A 19727-nucleotide genomic window follows, 5' to 3' on the forward strand; every position below is an offset into this window, starting at 1 on the left:
GGCAGGTCCTCCTTCGGCAGGTCCTCCTTCGGGACGTCCTCCTTCGGCAGGTCCTCCTTCGGCAGGTCCTCCTTCGGGACGTCCTCCTTCGGCAGGTCCTCCTTCGGGACGTCCTCCTTCGGGACGTCCTCCTTCGGGACGTCCTCCTTCGGCAGGTCCTCCTTCGGGACGTCCTCCTTCGGGACGTCCTCCTTCGGCAGGTCCTCCTTCGGGACGTCCTCCTTCGGCAGGTCCTCCTTCGGGACGTCCTCCTTCGGCAGGTCCTCCTTCGGGACATCACGCGGCTGCTTCTCGACCGGCGGGTCCGCCGGGTTCCATGTCCGGGGCGGCTCACCGGGAGTCCACGGCGGCGGGGGCGGCGGCACCGGCTTGTCGTACCTGCCCTTGTCGTGGTGGCCGTGCTCGCGCTCGTACCAGTGCTTCTCGTGGTGGTCGTAGATGACGAACTTCTTCACGACCTTCACCGACGGCGCGATGACGACTACCTTCGCCGGCTGGTAGCTCTTCCAAGGCTGGCCGTGCCGCTTGGGGTTCGCCTTCAGCGCCACCGGCCCTCCGAGCGGGTTCCCGCACGCGCAGCGCACGCGCGGTACGCCGCGGTCGTCGACCATGACGGACGTCCCCGTCTGGAGTACGGCCTGGTAGGCGTCGCTCTTGCCCTCGCGGTATCCGTGGTTCGTCACCCGGGTGTCCAGCCTCACCTGGACCGGGGTGAGCGAGCGGAGGTATCCCGGTACAGCCGAAGGGGCGACGCCGACGGACGCCGCGAAGGCGCTGTTCTTCGAGGGCACGGCGGTCAGTCCCTTGATCTGCTTCTCCACGTCGCAGCTGGGCGCGTTCTTGGTGCCCCCGTACACGCCCGGCGCCGCACCGCTGATGCTCCGGGCGACCGTCGTCGTCCCGGTCGGGGGCTGATCGGTGCCGCGCCCGGTCTCGTACGGGGTTTCCGGCGTGCGCGAACCAGGGGTCGTCTTCGCCTGCGGCGGTGACGGTGGCGGCTGGGGCGGTGGCGTGCCCTCCGGCGGGGGAACCTCCGCCCCCACCGCCGTGGAATCGGTGAATGGGGCCGGGCCGACCGCGTTGACGGGCTCCAGGAACACCTCGCCGCTCCCGGCGTCGTCGGTGCCGCTCGGCCGGGTGAGGACCAGGGCGAGAGCCACGGCGGCGACCAGCGCGACGAGCCCGGTGGCGAGTTTCGGCACGGACCGCCACCAGGGGCCCTTGGCCGGCTCCTCCGGCGGCCCGGACGCGGACGGCCCCGAAGGGCCTGAAGGGCCTCCGGGAGGCGGTGGTGGCGTCGGCGGTGGCGCTCCCCGCCCGCCGGAGAGCGGGCCGGAGGGAGGACCGGTGGGGCGCTCGGACCGAGGCTGAGACGAGTCCGACGGCTGCCGGGGCGGTTCTTGGCCGGAGGGTTGCATGGTCACGGGCTCTTCTTCCCAGGCGGAGGAGTTCCGGTCCCCATGTGGACGTTCCGCCGCACGCCCCGTGGCCGGAAATCTCCGGATTCGTTGCACTCCTACGGACCATTGTGTGCGCCGTTCAGGTGGTGCCCGCAAGCGGAGGGTGCCTACGGTGGCGGGGTGAGCACGGCACGGTCCGGGAGCCGCCCGGACATACCCGCTGGCTCCGCGAAGGCCTGGCGGGACGCCCTCGTCACGGTCGTCGCGGCTTTCGCGGCGATGGCCGTGCTCGCAGCGGCGGGACTCGCGTACGCGGGCGCCGCCGATCTCCCGGGCGGCGCGTTCCCCCGGGTGGTGGCGGCCGTCGTGGTGATGGCGGCGGGCGGCTCGATGGAGGTGTCCGGCGAGGCCGGCTTCCGGGCCGGGGCCGACGCGAGCCTGTCCGTACTCCCGCTCTCGGTGAGTCTGGGCGGCGCGCTCACGGCCGGTTGCGGCTTCCTTCGGCCGTTGCACCATCGGGCGGTGGCCCGACCGCGCGAACTGCTGGCCCGCGCCGGACCGTTGGTCCTGCTGTGGCTGCTCGCGCTCACCGGCGCCGCGCTCCTCGCCCGCCAGACGTTCGGGGTCGACACCGGCGACTCCCCCCTCGGAACGATCGGCGAAATCCTGGACTCCGCCCCGACGGTGGGCTTCGAGGCCGCCCTGCCCGCCACGCTGCTCTTCGGACTGCTGTGGATCCTGGGCCTGTTGGCGGTCTCCCTGCTGGTCTCCCGCCGCGCGCCGCTGCCCGCGAGGCTGGTCCGCTTCCACGCGGCGGTGCGCCCGGCCGCCCACGCCACTCTCGTACTGCTGCTGGCGTACGTGGCCGTCGGCGCCGCGGTCGGTCTGGGGGTGGCCGCCACCCAGGGCCACACGGCGCGGACCCTGGCGGTGGTGCTGCTGGGCCTGCCGAATCTGGCGTGGATCGCGCTCACGCTGGGCTTCGGCGGGGCGTGGGAGGGCAGGGTCGAGGGGCCGTTCGGGCTGCCGATGCCGCAGTTGCTGGACGAGGTGCTGCGCCGCCCCGAGGTGTCCACGGTCGATGTGGCCTCCCTCGCGGAGCGGGACGCCCGGGCGTGGTGGCTGGTGGTGGTCGCGGCCGTCCTGCTGCTGGCCACGGGGTTCGGGGCGGCCGTACGGTCCCCGGCCGACGTGCGCCCGTGGCAGCACGCCGTCCACATGGGAGTGGCCCTGGCCGCCGCTACCCTGACGGTATGCCTGCTGTGCCGGGTCCAGGCCCAGTTCGGGCTGACGCTGCTGGGCATCGGCGAGGTGGACGCCCTGGGCGGCGAGGTGCGGCTGAACCCGGTGATCTGGCGGACGGTGGGCCTGGCCCTGCTCTGGGGCGCGCTCGCGGGCTTCCTCGGCACCTTCCTGGCCCGCCCCGTCCACCGCCGGGGCCGCGTGGGCTAGGGGGTGTCCGACAGCATCTCCTACGACTACGACTACGACTACGACTACGGCCGCCGTCGGGCGCGGAACACCGCCGCCGCCCACGGTGGTGGCGGAGGTGGCGGCCCCGGAGCCGGCGCGGGGCCGGCTTCCGCCGGCGCGATGGCCGTCACCTCCTCCGCCCCTGCCTGCCGCAGCGCCCCGGTGAACTCAAGGCAGCTGCCCCACCGGTCCTCCGGCGACTTGGCCAGCGACTTCGCCAGTACCTCGTCCAGCGCCGCCGGCACCTCCGGCCGCCGCGAGCTCAGCGGGGGCGGCGGATCGTACTGGTGCGCCCAGAGCAGGGCCATGTCGTCGTCGCGCTGGAAGGGCGGCCCGCCGGTCAGCATCTCGTAGACGACGCACCCCAGGCTGTAGACGTCACACCGCCCGTCCACCGGCTTCCCGGCGATCTGCTCCGGCGCGACGTAGTCCAGCGTCCCGACGAACTGTCCGACGCTCGTGAACCCCGTCAGCGACTGGGACTTCTTCGTCAGCCCGAAGTCCGTCAGGTACACGTGCTCGGGGTGCTCTCTGTCCGTCCCCTCCGCGACCAGGATGTTCCCCGGCTTCACATCCCGGTGCACGAGGTTGTGGTCGTGCGCCGCGTCCAGCGCCGAAGCCACCTGCGCGGCGATCCGCGCCACCGTCTCCACCGGCAGCGGACCGGTCCGGTCCAGCAGCGCCCGCAGGTCCTGCCCCGCCACGTACCGCATCGCGATGTAGAGCAGGCCCTCCGCCTCGCCCGCCTCGAACACCGGGACGATGTGCGGGTGTTCGATGGCCGCCGCCGCCTTCGACTCGAACACGAACCGCTGCCTGAAGGTGTCGTTCCGGGCCAGCTCCGGGGCCAGCAGTTTCAGCGCCACCACCCGGTCCAGCCGCAGATCCCGCGCCTGGTAGACGACGGCCATCCCGCCGCGCCCGATCTCGCTCTCCACCTCGTACCCGGCGATCCGTCTCCCCCGCAGTTCGGAGGGGCGCCCGACCAGCGACGCGTTGGTCCGGGACGGCTCGGTGACCTCGTCGGGCCCGGCCCGCTCGATCGGGGACTCGGACTCGGACTCGGAGGATTCGGAGGACATCAGCGATCCCCGCCCTCGTCCGAGGGCCCGGCCGGCGCCGCCGACGGGGCGGAGGCGCCCGGTCCCGCCGCGACCGCGTAGGTCGTCAGGCGGGTCCCTTCGCCGTACATCCAGCGCCCGGAGGCGTCGTCGTACAGCCAGACCGCCTCCCCGTCGAGCACCATCCCGGCCTTCAGCCCCCTCGTCCCGCGCCGGAAGCCCTCCGCGTCCAGCCGCCCGGAACCGAATTCGTCGGAGGCGCGCCGGTAGCGGTCCAGGGCTTCGGCGGTCCGGGAGAGCAGCGGTCGCGGATCCTCGGCGCGGGTGAGCGGCCGCCCGCCCGTCGGCGGCGGCTGCGGTACGGGGACCAGCAGGCGCCCGTCCACCCAGGCGGACCAGCCGTTGGCGCACAGGATCTCCGCCCACTCCCCGCGCCGGGACAGCAGTTGCACGGGCAGGAAGGCGTCGAGGGGCGTGGTCGGTCGGGAGGTGTCGGGCGCCTCCCACGCGTGCAGCCCCTCCTGGGGGACGACGTGCGTGGGCCGGAAGTCCGCCGGCTCGTCGGGGTTCGTCATGGGGCCTGCTTCCGCTTCCGCATGACCTGGGGTTCGTGATCAGATTTTCCCACGATCCGACCGGCCCAGCATAACCGCAGGTCAGAGGCCCCTTATGCGTAATGACAACGGTCCCCGTTGCAGCCTTTGCCCATCTCGGCCGGGTGCGCTTCACTTCACGCGTCGGAACCGAATCCGAATCAACGGGGGATGCCATGACCGGGCACGACCACAATCACGACGACAGCCGCACCCACGCGCACGGCCACGGCCCCGGCCACGGCCACGAGGGGCACGGCGGGCACAGCCACGGCGTCGATCCGGACGCCGACCGCCGCTGGCTGGCGATCGCGCTCGGCCTGATCAGCGCGTTCATGGCCGTCGAGGTGGCCATCGGCGTCGTGGCCCATTCCCTGGCCCTGATCTCCGACGCGGCGCACATGCTGACCGACGCCGTCTCCATCGTCCTCGCGCTGATAGCGATGCGGCTCGCGGCCCGCCCGGCGCGCGGCGGATACACGTACGGCCTCAAGCGGGCGGAGATACTCTCCGCCCAGGCCAACGGCTTGACCCTGTTGCTGCTCGCGCTCTGGCTGGCCTACGAGGCGGTGCGCCGGCTGCTCGACCCGCCGCCGGTGGCGGGCGGGCTGGTGCTGGTGACGGCGCTCGCGGGCATCGTCGTCAACGTGGCCACGGCCTGGTGCATCTCGCGGGCGAACCGCTCCTCGCTGGCCGTCGAGGGCGCGTACCAGCACATCCTGAACGACCTGTTCGCCTTCATCGGGACGGCGGTGGCCGGTCTGATCGTGCTCACCACCGGATTCGTCCAGGCCGACGCGATCGCCACGCTCGTGGTCGTGGTGCTGATGGTCAAGGCGGGCTACGGTCTGGTCCGCGAGTCCGGCCGGATCCTGCTGGAGGCGGCTCCCGCCCATCTGGACCCGGACACGGTCGGCGACCGGCTGGTCGGGCATCCGCCGGTCACCGAGGTGCACGACCTGCACATCTGGACCATCACCTCGGGCCAGGCGGCCCTGTCGGCGCACGTGCTGGTGGAACCGGCCGGCGACTGCCACGCCGTCCGGCGCGACCTGGAGCGGATGCTCGCCAAGGAGTACGGGATCACCCACACCACCCTCCAGGTGGACCACCTCCAAGAGGCCCTGCTCTCGGTGGGCCCGGCGGGCGGGCACCCGGCGGACCCGCACTGCGCGGACGCCCACGGCCCGGTGCACCGCGACGGCCCGCACGACCACTAAGCGGCCTCTGAGCGGCCTCCAGGAACAGGGGCGCGGGTCACTTCTCCGCCTTCGGGGCCGTGCCGGACGCCGGGGTGCGTCGGGGCGCTCGCGCGGGCATGGATGGACCATGACGACGAAGCGGAGTGCCGGGCTGCTCCTGTTCCGCCAGTCCGGCGACGAGAACGCCGCCGACGACGGCGTGGAGGTGCTGCTCGGCCACATGGGCGGCCCGCTCTGGGAGCGGCGCGACGAGGGCGCGTGGGCGATCCCCAAGGGCGAGTACGAGCCGGAGGAGTCCCCGCGCGACGCGGCCCGCCGGGAGTTCACCGAGGAGATCGGGCTGCCTCCGCCGGAAGGCCCGTACCTCCCACTGGGCGAGGTACGGCTCTCCAGCGGGAAGCTGGTGACGATCTGGGCCGTACGGGCGGACCTGGATCCGGCGCTCATGGTGCCCGGGACCTTCACCATGGAGTGGCCGCCGCGTTCGGGGCGGGAAGAGGAGTTCCCCGAATTGGACCGGGTGGCCTGGTTCACTCCACCGGTGGCCAGAACCAAGCTGGTGGCCAGTCAAATCCATTTTCTGGAACGCCTGTTGGATCTGCTGGCCGGTTGACGCGCCGCGACTTGCCAGCAGGCCCCATCCGCGTTGACATTACACATATGACGAACGTCGTGCTGGTGGGAACCCTGGACACCAAGGGTGTGGAGTACGGCTGGTTGCGCGAGCGGCTGCTGCGTGCCGGCGTCGAGGTGGTACTGGTCGACACAGGAATCATGGGCGAGCCCCGGGTGCCCGCGGAGGTGCCGCGCGAAGCGGTGGCCCGGGCGGCGGGGACGGAACTGTCGGAACTACGGGCGGCCGCCGACCGGGGCGCGGCCGTCACCACGATGGCCCAGGGAGCCGAGGCCACCCTGTTACGGCTGCACGCCGAGGGCCGGCTGCACGGGGTGCTCGCGATCGGCGGCAGCGGCGGCACCTCCATCGCCAGCCGGGCGATGCGCGCGCTGCCGCTGGGCGTGCCGAAGCTGATGGTCTCGTCCATGGCGTCCGGGAACGTGGCCCCGTACGTCGGATCCTCGGACATCACGATGATGTACAGCGTCGTGGACATCGCGGGCATCAACAGCGTCTCGGCGCCGATCCTCGCGAACGCGGTGGAGGCGATCGCCGGAATGGCGAAGGCCTTCGCCCGCTCGTCCCTGGAGCGCCGGCCGGTCCCCCTGGGCTCGGGCGGCCGCCCGCTGATCGCGGCGAGCATGGCGGGGGTGACCACGATCGGCGTGGACGCCGCCCGGGAGCGACTGACCGAACTCGGCTACGAGGTGCTGGTCTTCCACGTCAGCGGCACCGGAGGCCGCACCCTGGAGACCCTGGCCGGTCAGGGGGTCTTCGCGGGGGTGCTGGACCTCACCCTCAGCGAAATCGCCGACGACCTGTGCGGGGGCGTCCTCAGCGCCGGCCCCGACCGGCTCAGGGCGGCCGGACGGGCCGGGATTCCGCAGGTGGTGAGCCTGGGGGCGCTGGACATGGTGAAGTTCGGCCCCCTGGACACGCTGCCCGAAATGCCCCGCCACCGGCGGGTCCACGTCCACAACCCCTCGGTCACGGTCATCCGTACGACCGAGTCCGAATGCGCGGAACTCGGCCGCCGGGTCGCGGCCAAACTCCGCGTGGCGACCGGGCCCACGGCCGTCTGCCTCCCGCTGCGCGGGCTGTCCACGCTCGGCGCGCCGGGCGGCCCGTACCACGACCCGGGCGCGGACCGGGCCCTGTTCTCGGCACTGCGCGAGGGGCTGCGGGGCAGCGCCGCCCGGCTCTACGACTACGACACCCACATCAACGACCCGGCCTTCGGGCGGGCGGCGGCCGACCGGCTGCACGCCATGATCGGGGCGCTGAGCGCCGCGGCCTGACCGCACTCCGAGACGCGCGGCGGGGTTGGGAACCGGCCGTGGCGGAAACCGTGTCCCAGGGGGTGGCCGGTCAGCTCGTGACCGGTTCCTTGGGCGCGGCGACGCCACGGCAGGGGGCGCAGCGATGAGCAGCACGTGGACGGTGCCCGGCTATACGGAGGTCCGGGACCTCGGTTCGGGCGGCAGCGGCCGCGTCGTGCTCGCCGTCCACGACGGTACGGGCACGGCGGTCGCGGTCAAGTACCTCAGCGACCGGCTCCGCCAGGACCCGGCGTTCGTCGGGCAGTTCCGGGCGGAGGCACGGCTCCTCGGCGGGCTGCGGTCGCCGTACGTGGTGGGGCTCTACGAATACGTGGAGGCGCCGGGCGGCGCCGCCATCGTGATGGAACTGGTGGACGGCGTCTCGCTGCGCGCGCTGCTGAAGCAGTCCGGGCGGGCCGACGCCGAGGCCGCGCTGGTGGTGCTCAAGGGCTCTCTGCTCGGGCTGGCCGCCGCGCACCGGGCGGGGGTGGTGCACCGCGACTACAAGCCGGAGAACGTGCTGGTCTCGCCGGACGGTTCGTCGAAGCTGGTGGACTTCGGGATCGCGGCGGGGCAGGGGACCACCCCCGGGGTCGCGGGTACGCCCGCGTACATGGCCCCCGAGCAGTGGCAGGGGCAGCCCGCCTCGCCCGCGGCGGACGTGTACGCGGCGACGGCCACGTTCTTCGAGTGCCTGACGGGGCGCAAGCCCTTCGACGGGGAGAACTTCGCGGAGCTCGCCGTCCAGCACATAGAGGCTCCGGTGCCGGAGACGGAGGCCCCGGAGCCGGTGCGCCCGCTGATCCGGCGCGGTCTGGCCAAGCGGCCGGAGCAGCGGCCTTCGAGCGCCGAGGAGTTCGTGGCCGAGCTGGAGGGCGTGGCGCTGGCCGCGTACGGGCCGGACTGGGAGGAGCGCGGGCAGCGCAAGCTGGCCGCGCTGGCGGCGCTGCTGCCGCTGCTGTTCCCCTCGGCGGGCGCGTCGGCCTCGGGTACGACGGCGGTGGCGACGACCGTGCTGAAGCCGCCGCCGGCGCCGGCGAGCTGGGCCCCGGGGCGGCGCGGCCTGGCCGCGGCCGGGGTGGCGCTGGTCGTGGGGACAGTGCTGGTGCTCACGTACGACGCGTCCGGCGGGGAGCCCGGCGGCCTCTCGGCGCTGAGCGCGTTCGCGACGACGACCCCGACCTCGGGCGACGCCTCCCCGGGGCCGGGCCCGACCGCGAGCGTGAGCCCGTCGGCCTCGCCGTCCACGTCCCCGTCCGCGTCGGTGTCGCCGAGCGCCACACCGTCGTCTTCCGCGTCGCCGACCCCGACGCCCACGCCGACCCCGAAGCCCACGGTCAGTTGGACACCGACTCCCACGCCCAAACCGACCCCCACACCCACGCCGACACCGTCGCCGACGCTGAAGGTCACGAAGGTGGATGTCTCCCTGCGGCCGGGGGTCTACCGGGGCGAGGCGACCGTCTCGGTCGCCGCCGAGGGCACCGGGCCGATCACCGTCGTGCTCCAGTGGTTCCTCGGCAGCGAGCAGGGCGTCTACTCCGTGCCCGACGGCACCGACACCGTCGTGGTCCAGTCCGGGGCACCGGCCTCCCTGGTCCAGCCCCACACCTTCAGCCGAGGGCGCGGCTGTTACGGCGGGGTGCGGGTCACCACCAAGCCCGCCGCCGGGAACAAGTCGGCGTCCGACTCGCAGTACCTCTTGCGTTGCCAGGAGCCCGTACGATGAACGATTCCCGCGTCCCCGAGGACGACGACTACAGCGCCACCGTTCTCGGCAGCCACTGGATCAGCGGCCCGCCCGGGCAACCGGGCCAGCCCGGGGAGACGATGCGGTTCGACGTGCCCGAGGCCGTTCCCGACCGGGTCGAGGGGTCGCTGCTGCGGTTCGGGCCCGGGGTGACGGCGGCGATGCCGGCGCCGTTCCCCGTGACCGCCGCCCCGGCCCCACGCGGGCGGCGGGCCGCGGCCCCGCGGCGGTACGCCCTCGCCGCGGTGGTGCTGGCCGCGGTCCTCGCGTACCTGGGCTGGCAGCGCTTCGGTCCGGGCCTGGAGGTCCGGGAGGTGTCGGTGAGCACCGACCCGAAGGGGCCCGCCTGCGATTCGGCCGCCGACGTGGTGGCCCTCGTACGGACCAACGGGCGCCCGGGGTCCCTCACCTACCGGTGGGTGCGCAGCGACGGCACGCGCTCGGAGGAGCTCACGGAGCGGGTGCCGAGCGGGCGGAAGGAGGCCACGATGCACCTGCTGTGGACCTTCCAGGGCAAGGGCTCCTACCCCGCCGAGGCGCAGTTCGAGCTGATCTCGCCCGCGCGGCACACGGCGGCGGTGGAGTTCACGTACAGCTGCCGCCCGTAGCCTCCGCGCGGGAGGCCCGCAGCCGCTTCGGGGAGCGGCTGCGGGCCACCGCGCACCGTCCTCCGCCGCAACCGGAGGACGGAACTCAGAAGCGGGCGTGCGCCGTGATGTCCGCCGCGAACTCCCCGGTCATCGCCGGGGTCACGGTCGGCCGGCACTGGGCGACCGCCGCCAGGTAGTCCCGCGTGCTCGCGCCCAGCTGAGTCACCGCCGGGCCCCGCGCGCCCACCGCCTCCAGGTCCCGCTCGAAGGACACCTGCGCGGCGATCCGCGCCGCGTGCTCGATGTCGGCCGGGGTGAACAGCTCGCTCGCCTCCACCAGGGCCGCCACGTCCACATCCGTGCGCCCCGCCGTGTAGCGGGACCAGATCGCGGCGCGGGCCCCGGCGTCCGGCGTGCCGATCGGGATCAGGTAGTCGAACCGCCCGGGCCGCAGGAAGGCGGGATCGAGTGAGCGGATGGAGTTGGTGGCGCACACCAGCAGCCGCTCGCCGCCCTCCCGGAAGCCGGGTATCAGCTTGAGCAGCTCGTTCGTGACGCCGTGGATCCCGCCGGGCTGCGCGGGCTCGGTGCGCACGGGCGCGATCTCCTCGACCTCGTCGATGAAGACGAGCACCCGCTCCAGCTCGGCGATCCGGGCGAACGCGGAGCGCAGCGCGGCGGCCAGATTGCCCTCGTCGGCGAGCCGGGACGGCAGCAGTTCCACGAAGGGCCAGCCGAGACGGGAGGCGATGGCGCGGGCGAAGGTGGTCTTGCCGGTGCCGGGCGGGCCGAACAGGGTGATCGCGCGGGGCGGCTGCACACCGTGCGCGGCGGCCCGCTCGGGCTCCGCGAGCGGCAGCACCACGCGGCGCTCGATGAGGTCCTTCTCCGTCTCCATGCCGGCGACCTTGGCCCAGAGGTCGTTCGCGAGGAAGCGTCCGCCGAGGTCGTCCAGGAGACCGGCGGCCGGCCCGTGCAGCGGCTCGGTCTTCTCGAAGTAGGCGACGGCGGGCTGACGTGTGTAGCCGGCGTTGAGCAGGCCCTCGCCGAGCAGGTCCTCCTCGGGCAGGACGTACGCGATCCGGCCGACGCGGGCGGCGATCAGCCGTCGCTCCAGCTCGACGAGCAGGGCGCTGGCCAGGCCGCGGCCCCGCCAGCCGGCGGCGATCGCGATGCGCATCACCCAGGCCCGCTCGCCGGTGACGCAGGCGAGCGCGGCGCCGATCGGGACGCCCTGGTGGACGGCGACCACACAGGGCTGCCGGCCGGTCAGGGCGCTGATGCACTCGGCCAGCGAGAAGACGGATTCCTGGCCGAGTTCGGCCGTGGTGTCGATCAGATGGACCACCGCCGCGAGATCGCTCTCGCGGTAGTCGTGGATGAGCCAGTTCACCGGGTACCGCCCCTCGTTCGTGCTCCTGCGGCGAGGCTAGGGGCGGGCGGGCCCGGCGATCACGCTCCGCCGTGCACAACAGCCGGTCCGGAAACCGTCCGTGTCGTCCATAGACCTGTGCTTTCCGCCCGGGCAGGCCCACCTGGGACCCGCTCCCTTTCATGGCTTCCGACAAGTCCGCCGCCCGCCGCGCCGCGGATTCACAGGGGATTCATGATTCACAGGGGATTCATATGGAATCTCGGGCTCCGGACATAGCTTCGCCGGGGAGGCTCGACGCATGATCCAGCACCTGCTCCCCCGTGCCTGTGACTGCGTCGCCCGCTCCCGTACCCGGCGGGCGTCCCGGATCCTGCCCGCGCTGGCCGCACTGGCGGCGCTGCTCGGCGTACCCGACGCGGCCGCCGCGCCGGCGCTCGGTGTCACCGCGCCGGCCGTACCCGGCGCGGCCGCGCACCGGGTGGGGCCGCTGTTCGAGGGCGGCCTCGACGACGGCCACTTCTGCACCGCCTCGGTGGTGCACAGCGACTACGGTGATGTGATCGCCACCGCCGCGCACTGCCTGGACGGCCTCGACAGCCTGGAGGGCGCCCTCTTCGCCCCGGGCTATCGGAACGGCGTGGCCCCGTTCGGGCTCTGGAGACTCACCGGCCGCTACCTCCCCCCGGGCTGGGACGAGGGCGAGGACGAGGACGAGGACGGAAACGGCGCGGAGGGTGCGGAGGGCAAGGATCCGGACGCCGACATCGCGTTCGCCACGGTCGCGCCGCTGGGCGGCGCGGAGGGCCAGAACGTCGAGGACGTGGTGGGCGGCTTCCGCGTCGCCGTCCGGCAGCCGGCCCACGCCACCGTCACGGTCCTCGGCTACCCGAGCAGCCGGAACGTCCCGCTGCGCTGCGTCAACACGACCCGTCTGCTGTCCGACACCCAGCGCCGTATCGACTGCCCCGCGCTCAGCGGCGGCACCAGCGGCAGCCCCTGGCTGGTGGACGGGGCACTGGCCGGGGTGCTCGGCGGCCACGAGGACGGCGGTACGGACCCGGACGTCTCGTACAGCGCGGTCCTCGGTGACCAGGCCCTGGAGCTCTACCGCGAGGCAGCCGTGTCGGAGAGCTGACGGGACACTCGGACCCTCGGACACCGGGCCGCCGAGGCGCTACCGCGCGCTCTCCGCCGGGGCCTCGAACCAGGTCGGCTCGTCCTTCAGGGCCTGGTGGATGCGGTCCAGGGCGAACGGCTCCAGCGGCGGCAGCCCGTCCACCGCGAACCAGGCCACCTCCAGCGACTCGTGGTCGTTGACCCGCGCCTCGCCGCCCGTGGCCCGGCAGCGGAAGGTGATGTCCTGGAACTGGCAGACGTCGCCGTTGGGGTAGGTGATCGGCGCCAGCATCTGTACGAGGACCACCCGCTCGGGGACGCAGCGCACCGCCGTCTCCTCGTACACCTCGCGCACCGCGGTCTCGGCGGGCTGCTCCCCCGGCTCGGCGATGCCGCCGATCACCGACCACTGCCCGGTGTCGGAGCGGCGTCCGAGCAGCACCCGGCCCCGGTCGTCGAAGACGATGGCGGTGACGCCGGGCAGCAGGAGCAGTTGGCGCCCGGCGGTGGCCCGGATCGCGCGGATGTACTCGGGTGTGGTCATGGCCCTGACCCTACGAGGCCGCGGGCGCCTGCGGGCCGCCCGGGCGGCGGGCGCCGATCCGCCGGGTCAAGGCCCAGCCGAAGCCGCCGGCGGCGATCGCGAGGAGCACGTACTCCGGCAGCGGACCGAAGCGCGTGGCCGGGGTCTCGGTGGAACGCAGCGGGATCTCGGCGACCAGCGCGTCCGCGGTGAACATCTTCGTCTCCGAGGCGATCGTGCCGTCGGGGCGGATCACGGCACTGACCCCGCTGGTGACGGGGACGAGGACGGTCCGGCTGTGCTCGACCGCGCGGATCTGGTCCATGGCGAGCTGCTGGTAGGTCATCTGGGTCCGGCCGAAGGTGGCGTTGTTGCTGGGGACGGCGATGACCTGGGCGCCGGCCCGGACGGTCGAGCGGACGGCGTCGTCGAAGGCGGCCTCGTAGCAGGTGACCATGCCGATCCCGCTGCCCGCCATGTCGAAGACGCCGGGTTCCGTGCCCGGGCCGAAGTCGCGCCGTACGCGGTCCACGTCGGCACTGAAGAGGCGGACGAAGGAACGCATCGGGATGCGCTCGCCGAACGGCTGGATCTTGCGCTTGTCGTAGGTGTCGGTCGGGCCCTTGACCGGGTCCCAGAGGATCATCGTGTTGCGCAGCGGGCCGGTCTCCGGGGCCAGCACGGAGCCGATCGCGACGGGCACGCCGATGGCCTTGACCGCCCTGTCGATGACGGCGTAGGCGTCGGGCTGGGTGAAGGGGTCGATGTCGGAGGAGTTCTCCGGCCAGACCACGAAATCGGGCTTCGGGGCGCGGCCGGCCTTGACGTCGGCGGCCAGCTGGATGGTGCGGTCGGCGTGGTTGTCGAGGACGGCGCGGCGCTGGGCGTTGAAGTCGAACCCGGCGCGCGGCACGTTGCCCTGGATGACGGCGGCCACGGCGGTGCCGTCCTCGGCGGCGTCGGAGACCAGCGGCCGGGCGGCGAGGGCCGCCCCGATCGGGGCGGCGACGGTGAGGGCGGCGAGGGCGGCGGCGGCCCGCCGGGGGTGGTTGCGGGCGGTGCGCAGGGCCTCGTACAGCCCGAATCCGCACAGCGCCACGGCGAAGGAGAGCAGCGGCGTGCCGCCGAGGGCGGCGAGCGGGAGGAAGATGCCCTCAGCCTGGCCGAAGGCGAGCTTGCCCCAGGAGAAGCCGCCGAAGGGGGCGCGGGCGCGCAGGGCCTCTCCCGCGGTCCAGACGGCGGCGGCCCACAGCGGCCAGGCGGGAAGCCGGGTCAGGAGGGCGACTCCGAGGCCGGTGAGGCCGATGAGGAGCGCTTCGAGGGTGACGAGGGCCAGCCAGGGGACGGGGCCGACGCCCTCGCTGGTCCAGACGAGCAGCGGAAGCAGGTAGCCGAGGCCGAAGAGGAAACCGAGGCCGAAGCCGGCCCGGGCGCGGCGGCCGTGCAGGGAGCCGGCGAGCAGGGCCAGGGCGAAGGGGGCCAGCCACCACAGGGGGCGGGGCGGGAAACTGACGTAGAGCAGCGCGCCGGCGAGGACGGCGAGGGCGGGGCGCGCGAACCGGGCGGCGCCGCGGGGGCGGGCGGACGGGGACGCGGATGCGGATGCGGACGCGGACGCGGCCTTGACTTCGGTCGTGGCGTCGGTCGTGACGTTTGTCGTGGCGTCGGGTCCGGTTCCGCTTCCGGTCTCGGTCGCCGCGGAGGGCTGCGGGGGCTCGTTCCCGGCCGCGCGGGTGACACTGCTGCTCATCTGGCGGAGTGTACGTCCCCGGGTGCCGGAGACCGGTAAACGCCTCAGCGGGCGAGGGTGCGCAAATGGGCCCGGATGACCCGGACCGCGTTCTCGGCGTCGTCGACGGTCACGGTGAACAGCTTCCCGTCGCCGAGGCGCAGCTCCAGCCCCTCGCCGCGCCGGATGATGACCGCGGTGCCCTTGTCGGGGCGCCAGCGGCAGCCCCAGCCGCCCCACTGCTGGGGGGTGATCTGGGGGAGGAACTCGACGGAGGCCACGTCGGCCAGCCGGATCGTGCGACGCGGCAGTCCTATGTGGCCGCACCGCACCACCAGCGCCTCCGAGTCGACGGTGACGGCCACGTGGACGAAGGCGAGGGTCCCGTAGAGGATGAGCAGCCCGACCGCGAGGCAGCCCACCACGGACATGACCAGCGGGACGATGCCGTTGGTCCATGAGGAGTCGACCGCCAGTCCGATGCCGAGCGCCAGACAGGCCGCACCGGCTGCGGCGAACAGCCACTGCGCGCGGTTGGAGGCCCGGCCCGTCCAGAACGGGCCTGGGGGGTGCACCGTCATGTCGCTCAGCGTACTCACGTTCCCCATGGACGCCACTGCCTCTCCGCCGGCCGGTTCGGCTTGACCTCAAGCAAGCTTGAGGTCCTACGGTCGCAGACATGACCACTCACGAGGCAGTACAGATCATTCCGGAGCGCTACCGCACGGCGGTGGTGCCGCACATCATGGTGGCCGACGCGGCCGCCGCGCTCTCCTTCTACGGGCAGGCCTTCGGCGCGGTCGAGGAGTTCCGGCTTCCCGGCCCGGAGGGCGGGGTGATGCACGCCGAGATCCGGGTCGGCGGGGCGGTCCTGATGCTCGGCGACACTTCCGAGGGCCCGTTCGTCGCGCCCACGGCGCTGGGCGGGACCTCGGTGGCCCTGCATGTCTTCGTCCCGGACGTGGACGCGCTCGCACGGACCGCGGTGGCGGCCGGAGCCGAGCTGGTCCAGGAGCCCGCGGATCAGTTCCACGGCGACCGGACCGTCATCCTCCGGGATCCGTTCGGACACCTCTGGGTGTTCCTGACCCACCTGGAGGACCTCTCCGAAGAGGAGCTGGGACGCCGGCTCTCCGAGGCGTAGGGGCTGCATTTCCAGCCTCGACGGCGTTTGAGGCGCGGGTCCGGGCGGAGCCCGGTACCCGGCGGAGCCGGGTTTCTCCCCCAGCTACCGCGGGGAGGTGCCCCCAGGGGCGCTGCCCGGACGCCGTGCCTGAAACGCCGGCCAGGCAACGGGCACACTGGGACGCAGCCGGGCTGGACGACCTCGACGGCTTCACGCGCGGGGTGCCGGCCACCGAACGCCCGGATCCCACCCTGGAGGCTCCGTGATCTCGCGACTCGACCGCGCCGTGGGCGCCGTACTGGGCTCTGCCGTCGGCGACGCCCTGGGCGCGCCCTACGAGTTCGGCCCGGCCGGGGGGTTGACCGCGCGCGGCGCGGAAATGCGCGGGGGCGGCGGCTGGGATCCGGGTGAGGCCACCGACGACACGCAGATGGCGGTCCTGGTCGGCGAGTCCCTGCTGGAGTGCGGCGGCCTCGAACTCCCGGACGTCTTCAGGCGGTTCCAGCGCTGGGCCGCTGGGCAGCCCAAGGACATCGGGCTCCAGACCGAGGACGTCCTGACCAACGGCGGGCCCTGGGACCTCGCGGCCGCGCTGCACTTCCAGGTCAACGCGCGGGCCGCGGGCAACGGTTCGCTGATGCGGGCCTCCACCTCGGCGGTGTACTTCGCTCCCGCCGGGCGGGAGAGGTCCATGGACGCCGGCCGGCGGATCGCGGCGCTGACGCACGGGGACGCGGCAGCCTGGGAGGGCACCGCCATCCTCCACGAGCTGGTACGCGTCGCCTTGGACGGGGCCGATCCGCTGGCCGCCCTCCCCGAGACGCTCGCCTCGGTGCACCCGGACCACCGGGAGCGGTTCGGCGGCGTACTCGGCCCGGACTGGCACCCGGGCCTGGCCGCCGAGTTCAACGGGGCCGTGTGGCCCTGCCTCGGCTCGGCCGTGTGGGCGTTGCGGACCACCTCGGGATTCGCGGAGGCCGTACGGGCGGCCGTGGACCTGGGCGGGGACACCGACACGGTGGCGGCGGTGACCGGCACCCTGGCCGGCGCCCGGTACGGGCAGGGCGCGATCCCGGCGGAGTGGACCGCCCCGCTGCATGTGCCGCTGCCCGGGTTCGGCGACCGGGTGCTGGACGCGGACGGGCTACGGACGCTGGCTCAGCGGCTCACGACCACCGGCTGATCCTCCGGGGCGAGTTCCGGCCGGTCGTGGGTGACCGTGATCAGGGTTCCGGTGACCCGTGTCAGGGCCGCCTCCAGTTCCTCCACCACGGCCGGGGCCAGGTGGTTCGTGGGCTCGTCCAGCAACAGCAGGTCCAGCGGTCGCGCGCCCAGCCGGGCGGGTTCCAGCTCGCGGCGCCGGCCGGCCGAGAGGGCGCGGACGGGGCGGGTCGTGTCCGCCGGGCGCGCAGGCCGAGGGCGGCGGTCTGTTCGGCGCACTCCTCCCCGAACACCCTCGATGGTGGTGGAGCAGGGTTCGCGCACCCAGAGACCAGCGGTGCGGGGAAATCCACCCTGTTGCTGCTGTTCACGGGTGAACTCGCCAACTCGCCCCGGATCAGGGCGCCGTACGCGTCCCCGGGCGCGTCGGGCTGCTGCGCTGACCAGCAATCGCTCTCCCGGCGCGAGCCGGAAGGAGGTGGGCGCCAGCCGCCCGCTCAGGGCCGCTCCGGCGGCCTCGCCCCCCGGCGGAGCCGGTCGTGAACCAGCCGGTGAAGGGGGTTCTCCGTCAGCCGGTGCAACCGCTCGCGGGCCGCGCGGATCCGATCAGGCCGGAAGGCGCCGGCCCCGCTGAAGCCGCGCGGCGGCTTGCGGGGATCTCGGCGAAGCGCCCGATGGTGGTCTCGGCGAGCCGCTCGGCGCGGTGGATCTCCGCGCGCCACTCCTCGTACTCGCGCTCCCGGCGGGCGCGGTCGGCGCGCGGGCGGTCAGGAAGCCGGCGTAGCCGTCACCGTAGCGCCGTAGCGCCGTACGGTGCGGCGGTCGGGGTCCGCCTCCAGGGCCGCGGTCCCGTACGCGGCGAGCTCGTCGGGGCCGGCCTGCCCGAGGCGGGCCTCCGGCAGGGGCGGATCCGGCGCTCCAGGCTGCGTAGGTCCGCGAGCGCGAGGGTGACCGCGTCGCCGACGCGGGCGGTCCGGGGGAGGCCGAGGGTCTGCGCGAGGTACCCGATGCCGCCGGGTGTGGTGACGGCGACCTGCCCCTGGTCCGGCCGTTCGCGCCCGGCGAGGAGCCGGAGCAGGGTGGACTTCCCGGACCCGTTGTCGGCGGCGGGGCCGATCCGCTCGCCGGGCCGGACCGTGCGGCCGACGCGGTCCAGGTAACCGAGCCTCGACGCGGCATCAAGGCGTTTCGTCTCGCCAGGGCGAACCAGGCCGGGCGGCGAGCTCGGCGCGGTCGGCACGCGAGCGGCCCACCTGGGTCCCGTCCGGGCGATCTTCATGGGTCAGTCCGCGGCGTCTGGTGCCGTGCATCGCCAGGCGGAGGATCGCAGTTCGTACGTGGCCGCACTTGCGCGATGCGACAACGCGGCGGGTGCCGTGCCAGGCACCGCGGGCCCGCGAAGATCGCCCGGACCCGGACAGGGTCTCAGGGGGTCATCGCCCCACGGCCGCGTCCGCTCCCGCGAGGAGCCGCCCTTCGGCGTACCCGAGGGCGGCGGCGAGGAGTTCCCCCTCACGCCCGCTGAGCAGCACGGTCAGGCTCCCGGTACGCGGCAGGCCGGGCTCGGGGCGGGCGCCGAGCCGGCGCAGCGCCTGGACGGCGACCGGTTCGGCCGAGCCGTGGTACGTGAGCTCCGCGCCGCCGGTCCGTTCGGCCAGGGCGGCCCGGATGGGCCCCTCGACCAGCTCGTAGTGGGTGCAGCCGAGCACCACGTCGGTGACGTCCGGCGGGGTCAGCGCGGCGGCCGCGGCGACGGCCAGGATGACGGCGTCCTCGTCGGCGTGCTCCACGGCGTCGGCGAGGCCGGGGCACGGCACCTCGGTGACCGGGACCCCGGCGGCGAAGTCGCGGATCAGGCCGCGCTGGTACGGGCTGCCGGTGGTGGCGGGGGTGGCCCAGATCGCCACCCGGCCGCCGGCGGCCGCGGCGGGCTTGATCGCCGGTACGGTCCCAATGACCGGAATCTCGGGCTCCAGCTCGGCCCGCAGGGTCGGCAGCGCGTGGACGGAGGCGGTGTTGCAGGCGACGATCAGCGCGTCCGGGCGGAGCCCGGCGGCGGCCCGGGCGACGGCGCGCGCCCGCTCGGTGAGGTCCGCGGGGGTACGCGGCCCCCACGGCATCCCGTCTGGGTCGGAGGACAGGACCAGATCGGCGTCGGGCCGCAGCCGACGCATCGCGGCGGCGGCCGCGAGGAGGCCGATTCCGGAGTCCATAAGGGCGATCTTCACCCGGTCACCTTAATGGAATCCCCCCGAGAACCCCCCTTCCTCACCGCCTCCGGCCGTGGCAGCGCTCACCCACCGGCCCCAGGCGGCGATCGAGGCACGGAGCACGGGGCAAAGCCCCGACGAATCCGGGCGGCCGGGTACCCCAGCCCGCCGGCGATCGCGCGGAGCACCGGGCGGAGCACCGACGAAGCCCGGCCGCCAGCCGCCGCAGCCGCGCGCCGACCCCGGCCCCCGCCAGCGCTCACCCCGCCGGGTTCGGGCGGCCGGGCGCCCCAGGCGCGTCGGGCCCGGGGCGGCCGGGCACCCCGACCCCACCGACGATCGAGGCGCGGGGCGCTTGGGTGGAACCCCGAGTGAGTCCGGGCGGGCGGGGGGATTCAGGCGCGTCGGCGGTCGGGGCGTACGGGCGGGCGTACCCGACAGGGCCACGCCGGGTCCGAATGCGAGACAGCCGCCGCCGGCTTC

The 19727-nt window shown here is 74.0% G+C and carries 18 protein-coding genes and 1 pseudogene; 9 read left to right on the plus strand and 10 right to left on the minus strand.

Annotated elements, in window-relative coordinates:
- A partial coding sequence (locus tag MTF65_RS05585; protein WP_243627061.1) for a DUF6777 domain-containing protein occupies window positions 1-1202 on the minus strand: 1202 nt, incomplete at its 3' end.
- Between the two features lie 378 nt (window positions 1203-1580).
- On the opposite strand from MTF65_RS05585, the gene MTF65_RS05590 reads away from it, so the two are divergent.
- A complete protein-coding gene (locus tag MTF65_RS05590) occupies window positions 1581-2852 on the plus strand; it encodes a streptophobe family protein (protein ID WP_243627062.1) in 1272 nt (423 codons plus the stop codon).
- Between the two features lie 44 nt (window positions 2853-2896).
- Here MTF65_RS05590 and MTF65_RS05595 read toward each other — a convergent pair whose 3' ends face one another.
- A complete protein-coding gene (locus tag MTF65_RS05595; protein WP_243627063.1) occupies window positions 2897-3955 on the minus strand; it encodes a serine/threonine-protein kinase in 1059 nt (352 codons plus the stop codon).
- Window positions 3955-4509: a hypothetical protein gene (locus MTF65_RS05600; protein ID WP_243627064.1), complete on the minus strand. Its 555-nt coding sequence runs from the start codon at window positions 4507-4509 to the stop codon at window positions 3955-3957. Before MTF65_RS05600 ends, MTF65_RS05595 begins: the two co-directional genes overlap by 1 nt.
- A 194-nt stretch (window positions 4510-4703) precedes the next feature.
- Here MTF65_RS05600 and MTF65_RS05605 point away from each other — a divergent pair, with 194 nt between their 5' ends.
- From MTF65_RS05605 to MTF65_RS05625, 5 genes are all read left to right on the plus strand, one after another.
- Window positions 4704-5747: a cation diffusion facilitator family transporter gene (locus MTF65_RS05605; protein ID WP_243627065.1), complete on the plus strand. Its 1044-nt coding sequence runs from the start codon at window positions 4704-4706 to the stop codon at window positions 5745-5747.
- 109 nt (window positions 5748-5856) lie between these two features.
- Window positions 5857-6342 (plus strand): NUDIX domain-containing protein, encoded by a 486-nt coding sequence (locus MTF65_RS05610; RefSeq protein WP_243627066.1) that lies wholly within the window; start codon window positions 5857-5859, stop codon window positions 6340-6342.
- A 47-nt stretch (window positions 6343-6389) separates the two neighbouring features.
- Window positions 6390-7643, plus strand: coding sequence for a Tm-1-like ATP-binding domain-containing protein (locus tag MTF65_RS05615; RefSeq protein ID WP_243627067.1), 1254 nt, complete (start codon window positions 6390-6392; stop codon window positions 7641-7643).
- A 124-nt stretch (window positions 7644-7767) separates the two neighbouring features.
- Complete coding sequence (locus tag MTF65_RS05620; RefSeq protein ID WP_243627068.1) at window positions 7768-9393, plus strand: serine/threonine-protein kinase; 1626 nt, start codon at window positions 7768-7770, stop codon at window positions 9391-9393.
- Complete coding sequence (locus MTF65_RS05625) at window positions 9390-10022, plus strand: hypothetical protein (protein WP_243627069.1); 633 nt, start codon at window positions 9390-9392, stop codon at window positions 10020-10022. Before MTF65_RS05620 ends, MTF65_RS05625 begins: the two co-directional genes overlap by 4 nt.
- 85 nt (window positions 10023-10107) lie before the next feature.
- Here the strand turns inward: MTF65_RS05625 and MTF65_RS05630 are convergent, their stop codons facing one another.
- Complete coding sequence (locus MTF65_RS05630) at window positions 10108-11397, minus strand: ATP-binding protein (protein WP_243627070.1); 1290 nt, start codon at window positions 11395-11397, stop codon at window positions 10108-10110.
- Window positions 11398-11677: 280 nt separating this feature from the next.
- Between MTF65_RS05630 and MTF65_RS05635 the strand changes: the two genes are divergently transcribed.
- On the plus strand, window positions 11678-12514 hold the full coding sequence (locus MTF65_RS05635; protein WP_243627071.1) for a serine protease: 837 nt from the start codon (window positions 11678-11680) through the stop codon (window positions 12512-12514).
- A gap of 39 nt (window positions 12515-12553) precedes the next feature.
- Here the strand turns inward: MTF65_RS05635 and MTF65_RS05640 are convergent, their stop codons facing one another.
- Genes MTF65_RS05640 through MTF65_RS05650 form a run of 3 tightly spaced genes read right to left on the minus strand, consistent with a single transcriptional unit; the run spans window position 12554 to window position 15328 of the window.
- Entirely contained in the window at window positions 12554-13039 is a 486-nt protein-coding gene (locus MTF65_RS05640) for an NUDIX domain-containing protein (protein WP_243627072.1), read from the minus strand.
- 10 nt (window positions 13040-13049) lie between these two features.
- A complete protein-coding gene (gene lnt, locus MTF65_RS05645; protein WP_243627073.1) occupies window positions 13050-14768 on the minus strand; it encodes an apolipoprotein N-acyltransferase in 1719 nt (572 codons plus the stop codon).
- Window positions 14769-14812: 44 nt separating this feature from the next.
- Entirely contained in the window at window positions 14813-15328 is a 516-nt protein-coding gene (locus MTF65_RS05650; RefSeq protein WP_243627074.1) for a hypothetical protein, read from the minus strand.
- A 98-nt stretch (window positions 15329-15426) separates the two neighbouring features.
- On the opposite strand from MTF65_RS05650, the gene MTF65_RS05655 reads away from it, so the two are divergent.
- Both MTF65_RS05655 and MTF65_RS05660 read left to right on the plus strand, forming a co-directional pair.
- A complete protein-coding gene (locus tag MTF65_RS05655; protein WP_243627075.1) occupies window positions 15427-15891 on the plus strand; it encodes a VOC family protein in 465 nt (154 codons plus the stop codon).
- Window positions 15892-16138: 247 nt separating this feature from the next.
- Entirely contained in the window at window positions 16139-17056 is a 918-nt protein-coding gene (locus MTF65_RS05660) for an ADP-ribosylglycohydrolase family protein (protein ID WP_243627336.1), read from the plus strand.
- On the opposite strand, the gene MTF65_RS05665 is transcribed toward MTF65_RS05660, so the two are convergent.
- From MTF65_RS05665 to MTF65_RS05675, 3 genes and pseudogenes are all read right to left on the minus strand, one after another.
- On the minus strand, window positions 17032-17313 hold the full coding sequence (locus MTF65_RS05665) for a hypothetical protein (protein WP_243627076.1): 282 nt from the start codon (window positions 17311-17313) through the stop codon (window positions 17032-17034). The genes MTF65_RS05660 and MTF65_RS05665 overlap by 25 nt on opposite strands.
- A 625-nt stretch (window positions 17314-17938) precedes the next feature.
- Window positions 17939-18244 (minus strand): annotated as a pseudogene (locus MTF65_RS05670) (ATP-binding cassette domain-containing protein); the annotation flags it as partial.
- 223 nt (window positions 18245-18467) lie between these two features.
- Window positions 18468-19262 (minus strand): glutamate racemase, encoded by a 795-nt coding sequence (locus MTF65_RS05675; protein ID WP_243627077.1) that lies wholly within the window; start codon window positions 19260-19262, stop codon window positions 18468-18470.
- Window positions 19263-19727: the final 465 nt, after the last annotated feature.

The organism is Streptomyces sp. APSN-46.1 (assembly GCF_022815725.1).
In the GTDB taxonomy this organism is placed as follows: Bacteria; Actinomycetota; Actinomycetes; order Streptomycetales; family Streptomycetaceae; genus Streptomyces.

Bases quoted from the DNA above. Each gene is read 5' to 3' on its own strand.
- MTF65_RS05595 (WP_243627063.1), bottom strand. From the start codon at position 3,955: ATGTCCTCCGAATCCTCCGAGTCCGAGTCCGAGTCCCCGATCGAGCGG.
- MTF65_RS05620 (WP_243627068.1), top strand. From the start codon at position 7,768: ATGAGCAGCACGTGGACGGTGCCCGGCTATACGGAGGTCCGGGACCTC.
- lnt (WP_243627073.1), bottom strand. From the start codon at position 14,768: ATGAGCAGCAGTGTCACCCGCGCGGCCGGGAACGAGCCCCCGCAGCCC.
- MTF65_RS05615 (WP_243627067.1), top strand. From the start codon at position 6,390: ATGACGAACGTCGTGCTGGTGGGAACCCTGGACACCAAGGGTGTGGAG.
- MTF65_RS05640 (WP_243627072.1), bottom strand. From the start codon at position 13,039: ATGACCACACCCGAGTACATCCGCGCGATCCGGGCCACCGCCGGGCGC.
- MTF65_RS05605 (WP_243627065.1), top strand. From the start codon at position 4,704: ATGACCGGGCACGACCACAATCACGACGACAGCCGCACCCACGCGCAC.
- MTF65_RS05635 (WP_243627071.1), top strand. From the start codon at position 11,678: ATGATCCAGCACCTGCTCCCCCGTGCCTGTGACTGCGTCGCCCGCTCC.
- MTF65_RS05650 (WP_243627074.1), bottom strand. From the start codon at position 15,328: ATGACGGTGCACCCCCCAGGCCCGTTCTGGACGGGCCGGGCCTCCAAC.
- MTF65_RS05625 (WP_243627069.1), top strand. From the start codon at position 9,390: ATGAACGATTCCCGCGTCCCCGAGGACGACGACTACAGCGCCACCGTT.
- MTF65_RS05610 (WP_243627066.1), top strand. From the start codon at position 5,857: ATGACGACGAAGCGGAGTGCCGGGCTGCTCCTGTTCCGCCAGTCCGGC.
- MTF65_RS05600 (WP_243627064.1), bottom strand. From the start codon at position 4,509: ATGACGAACCCCGACGAGCCGGCGGACTTCCGGCCCACGCACGTCGTC.
- MTF65_RS05655 (WP_243627075.1), top strand. From the start codon at position 15,427: ATGACCACTCACGAGGCAGTACAGATCATTCCGGAGCGCTACCGCACG.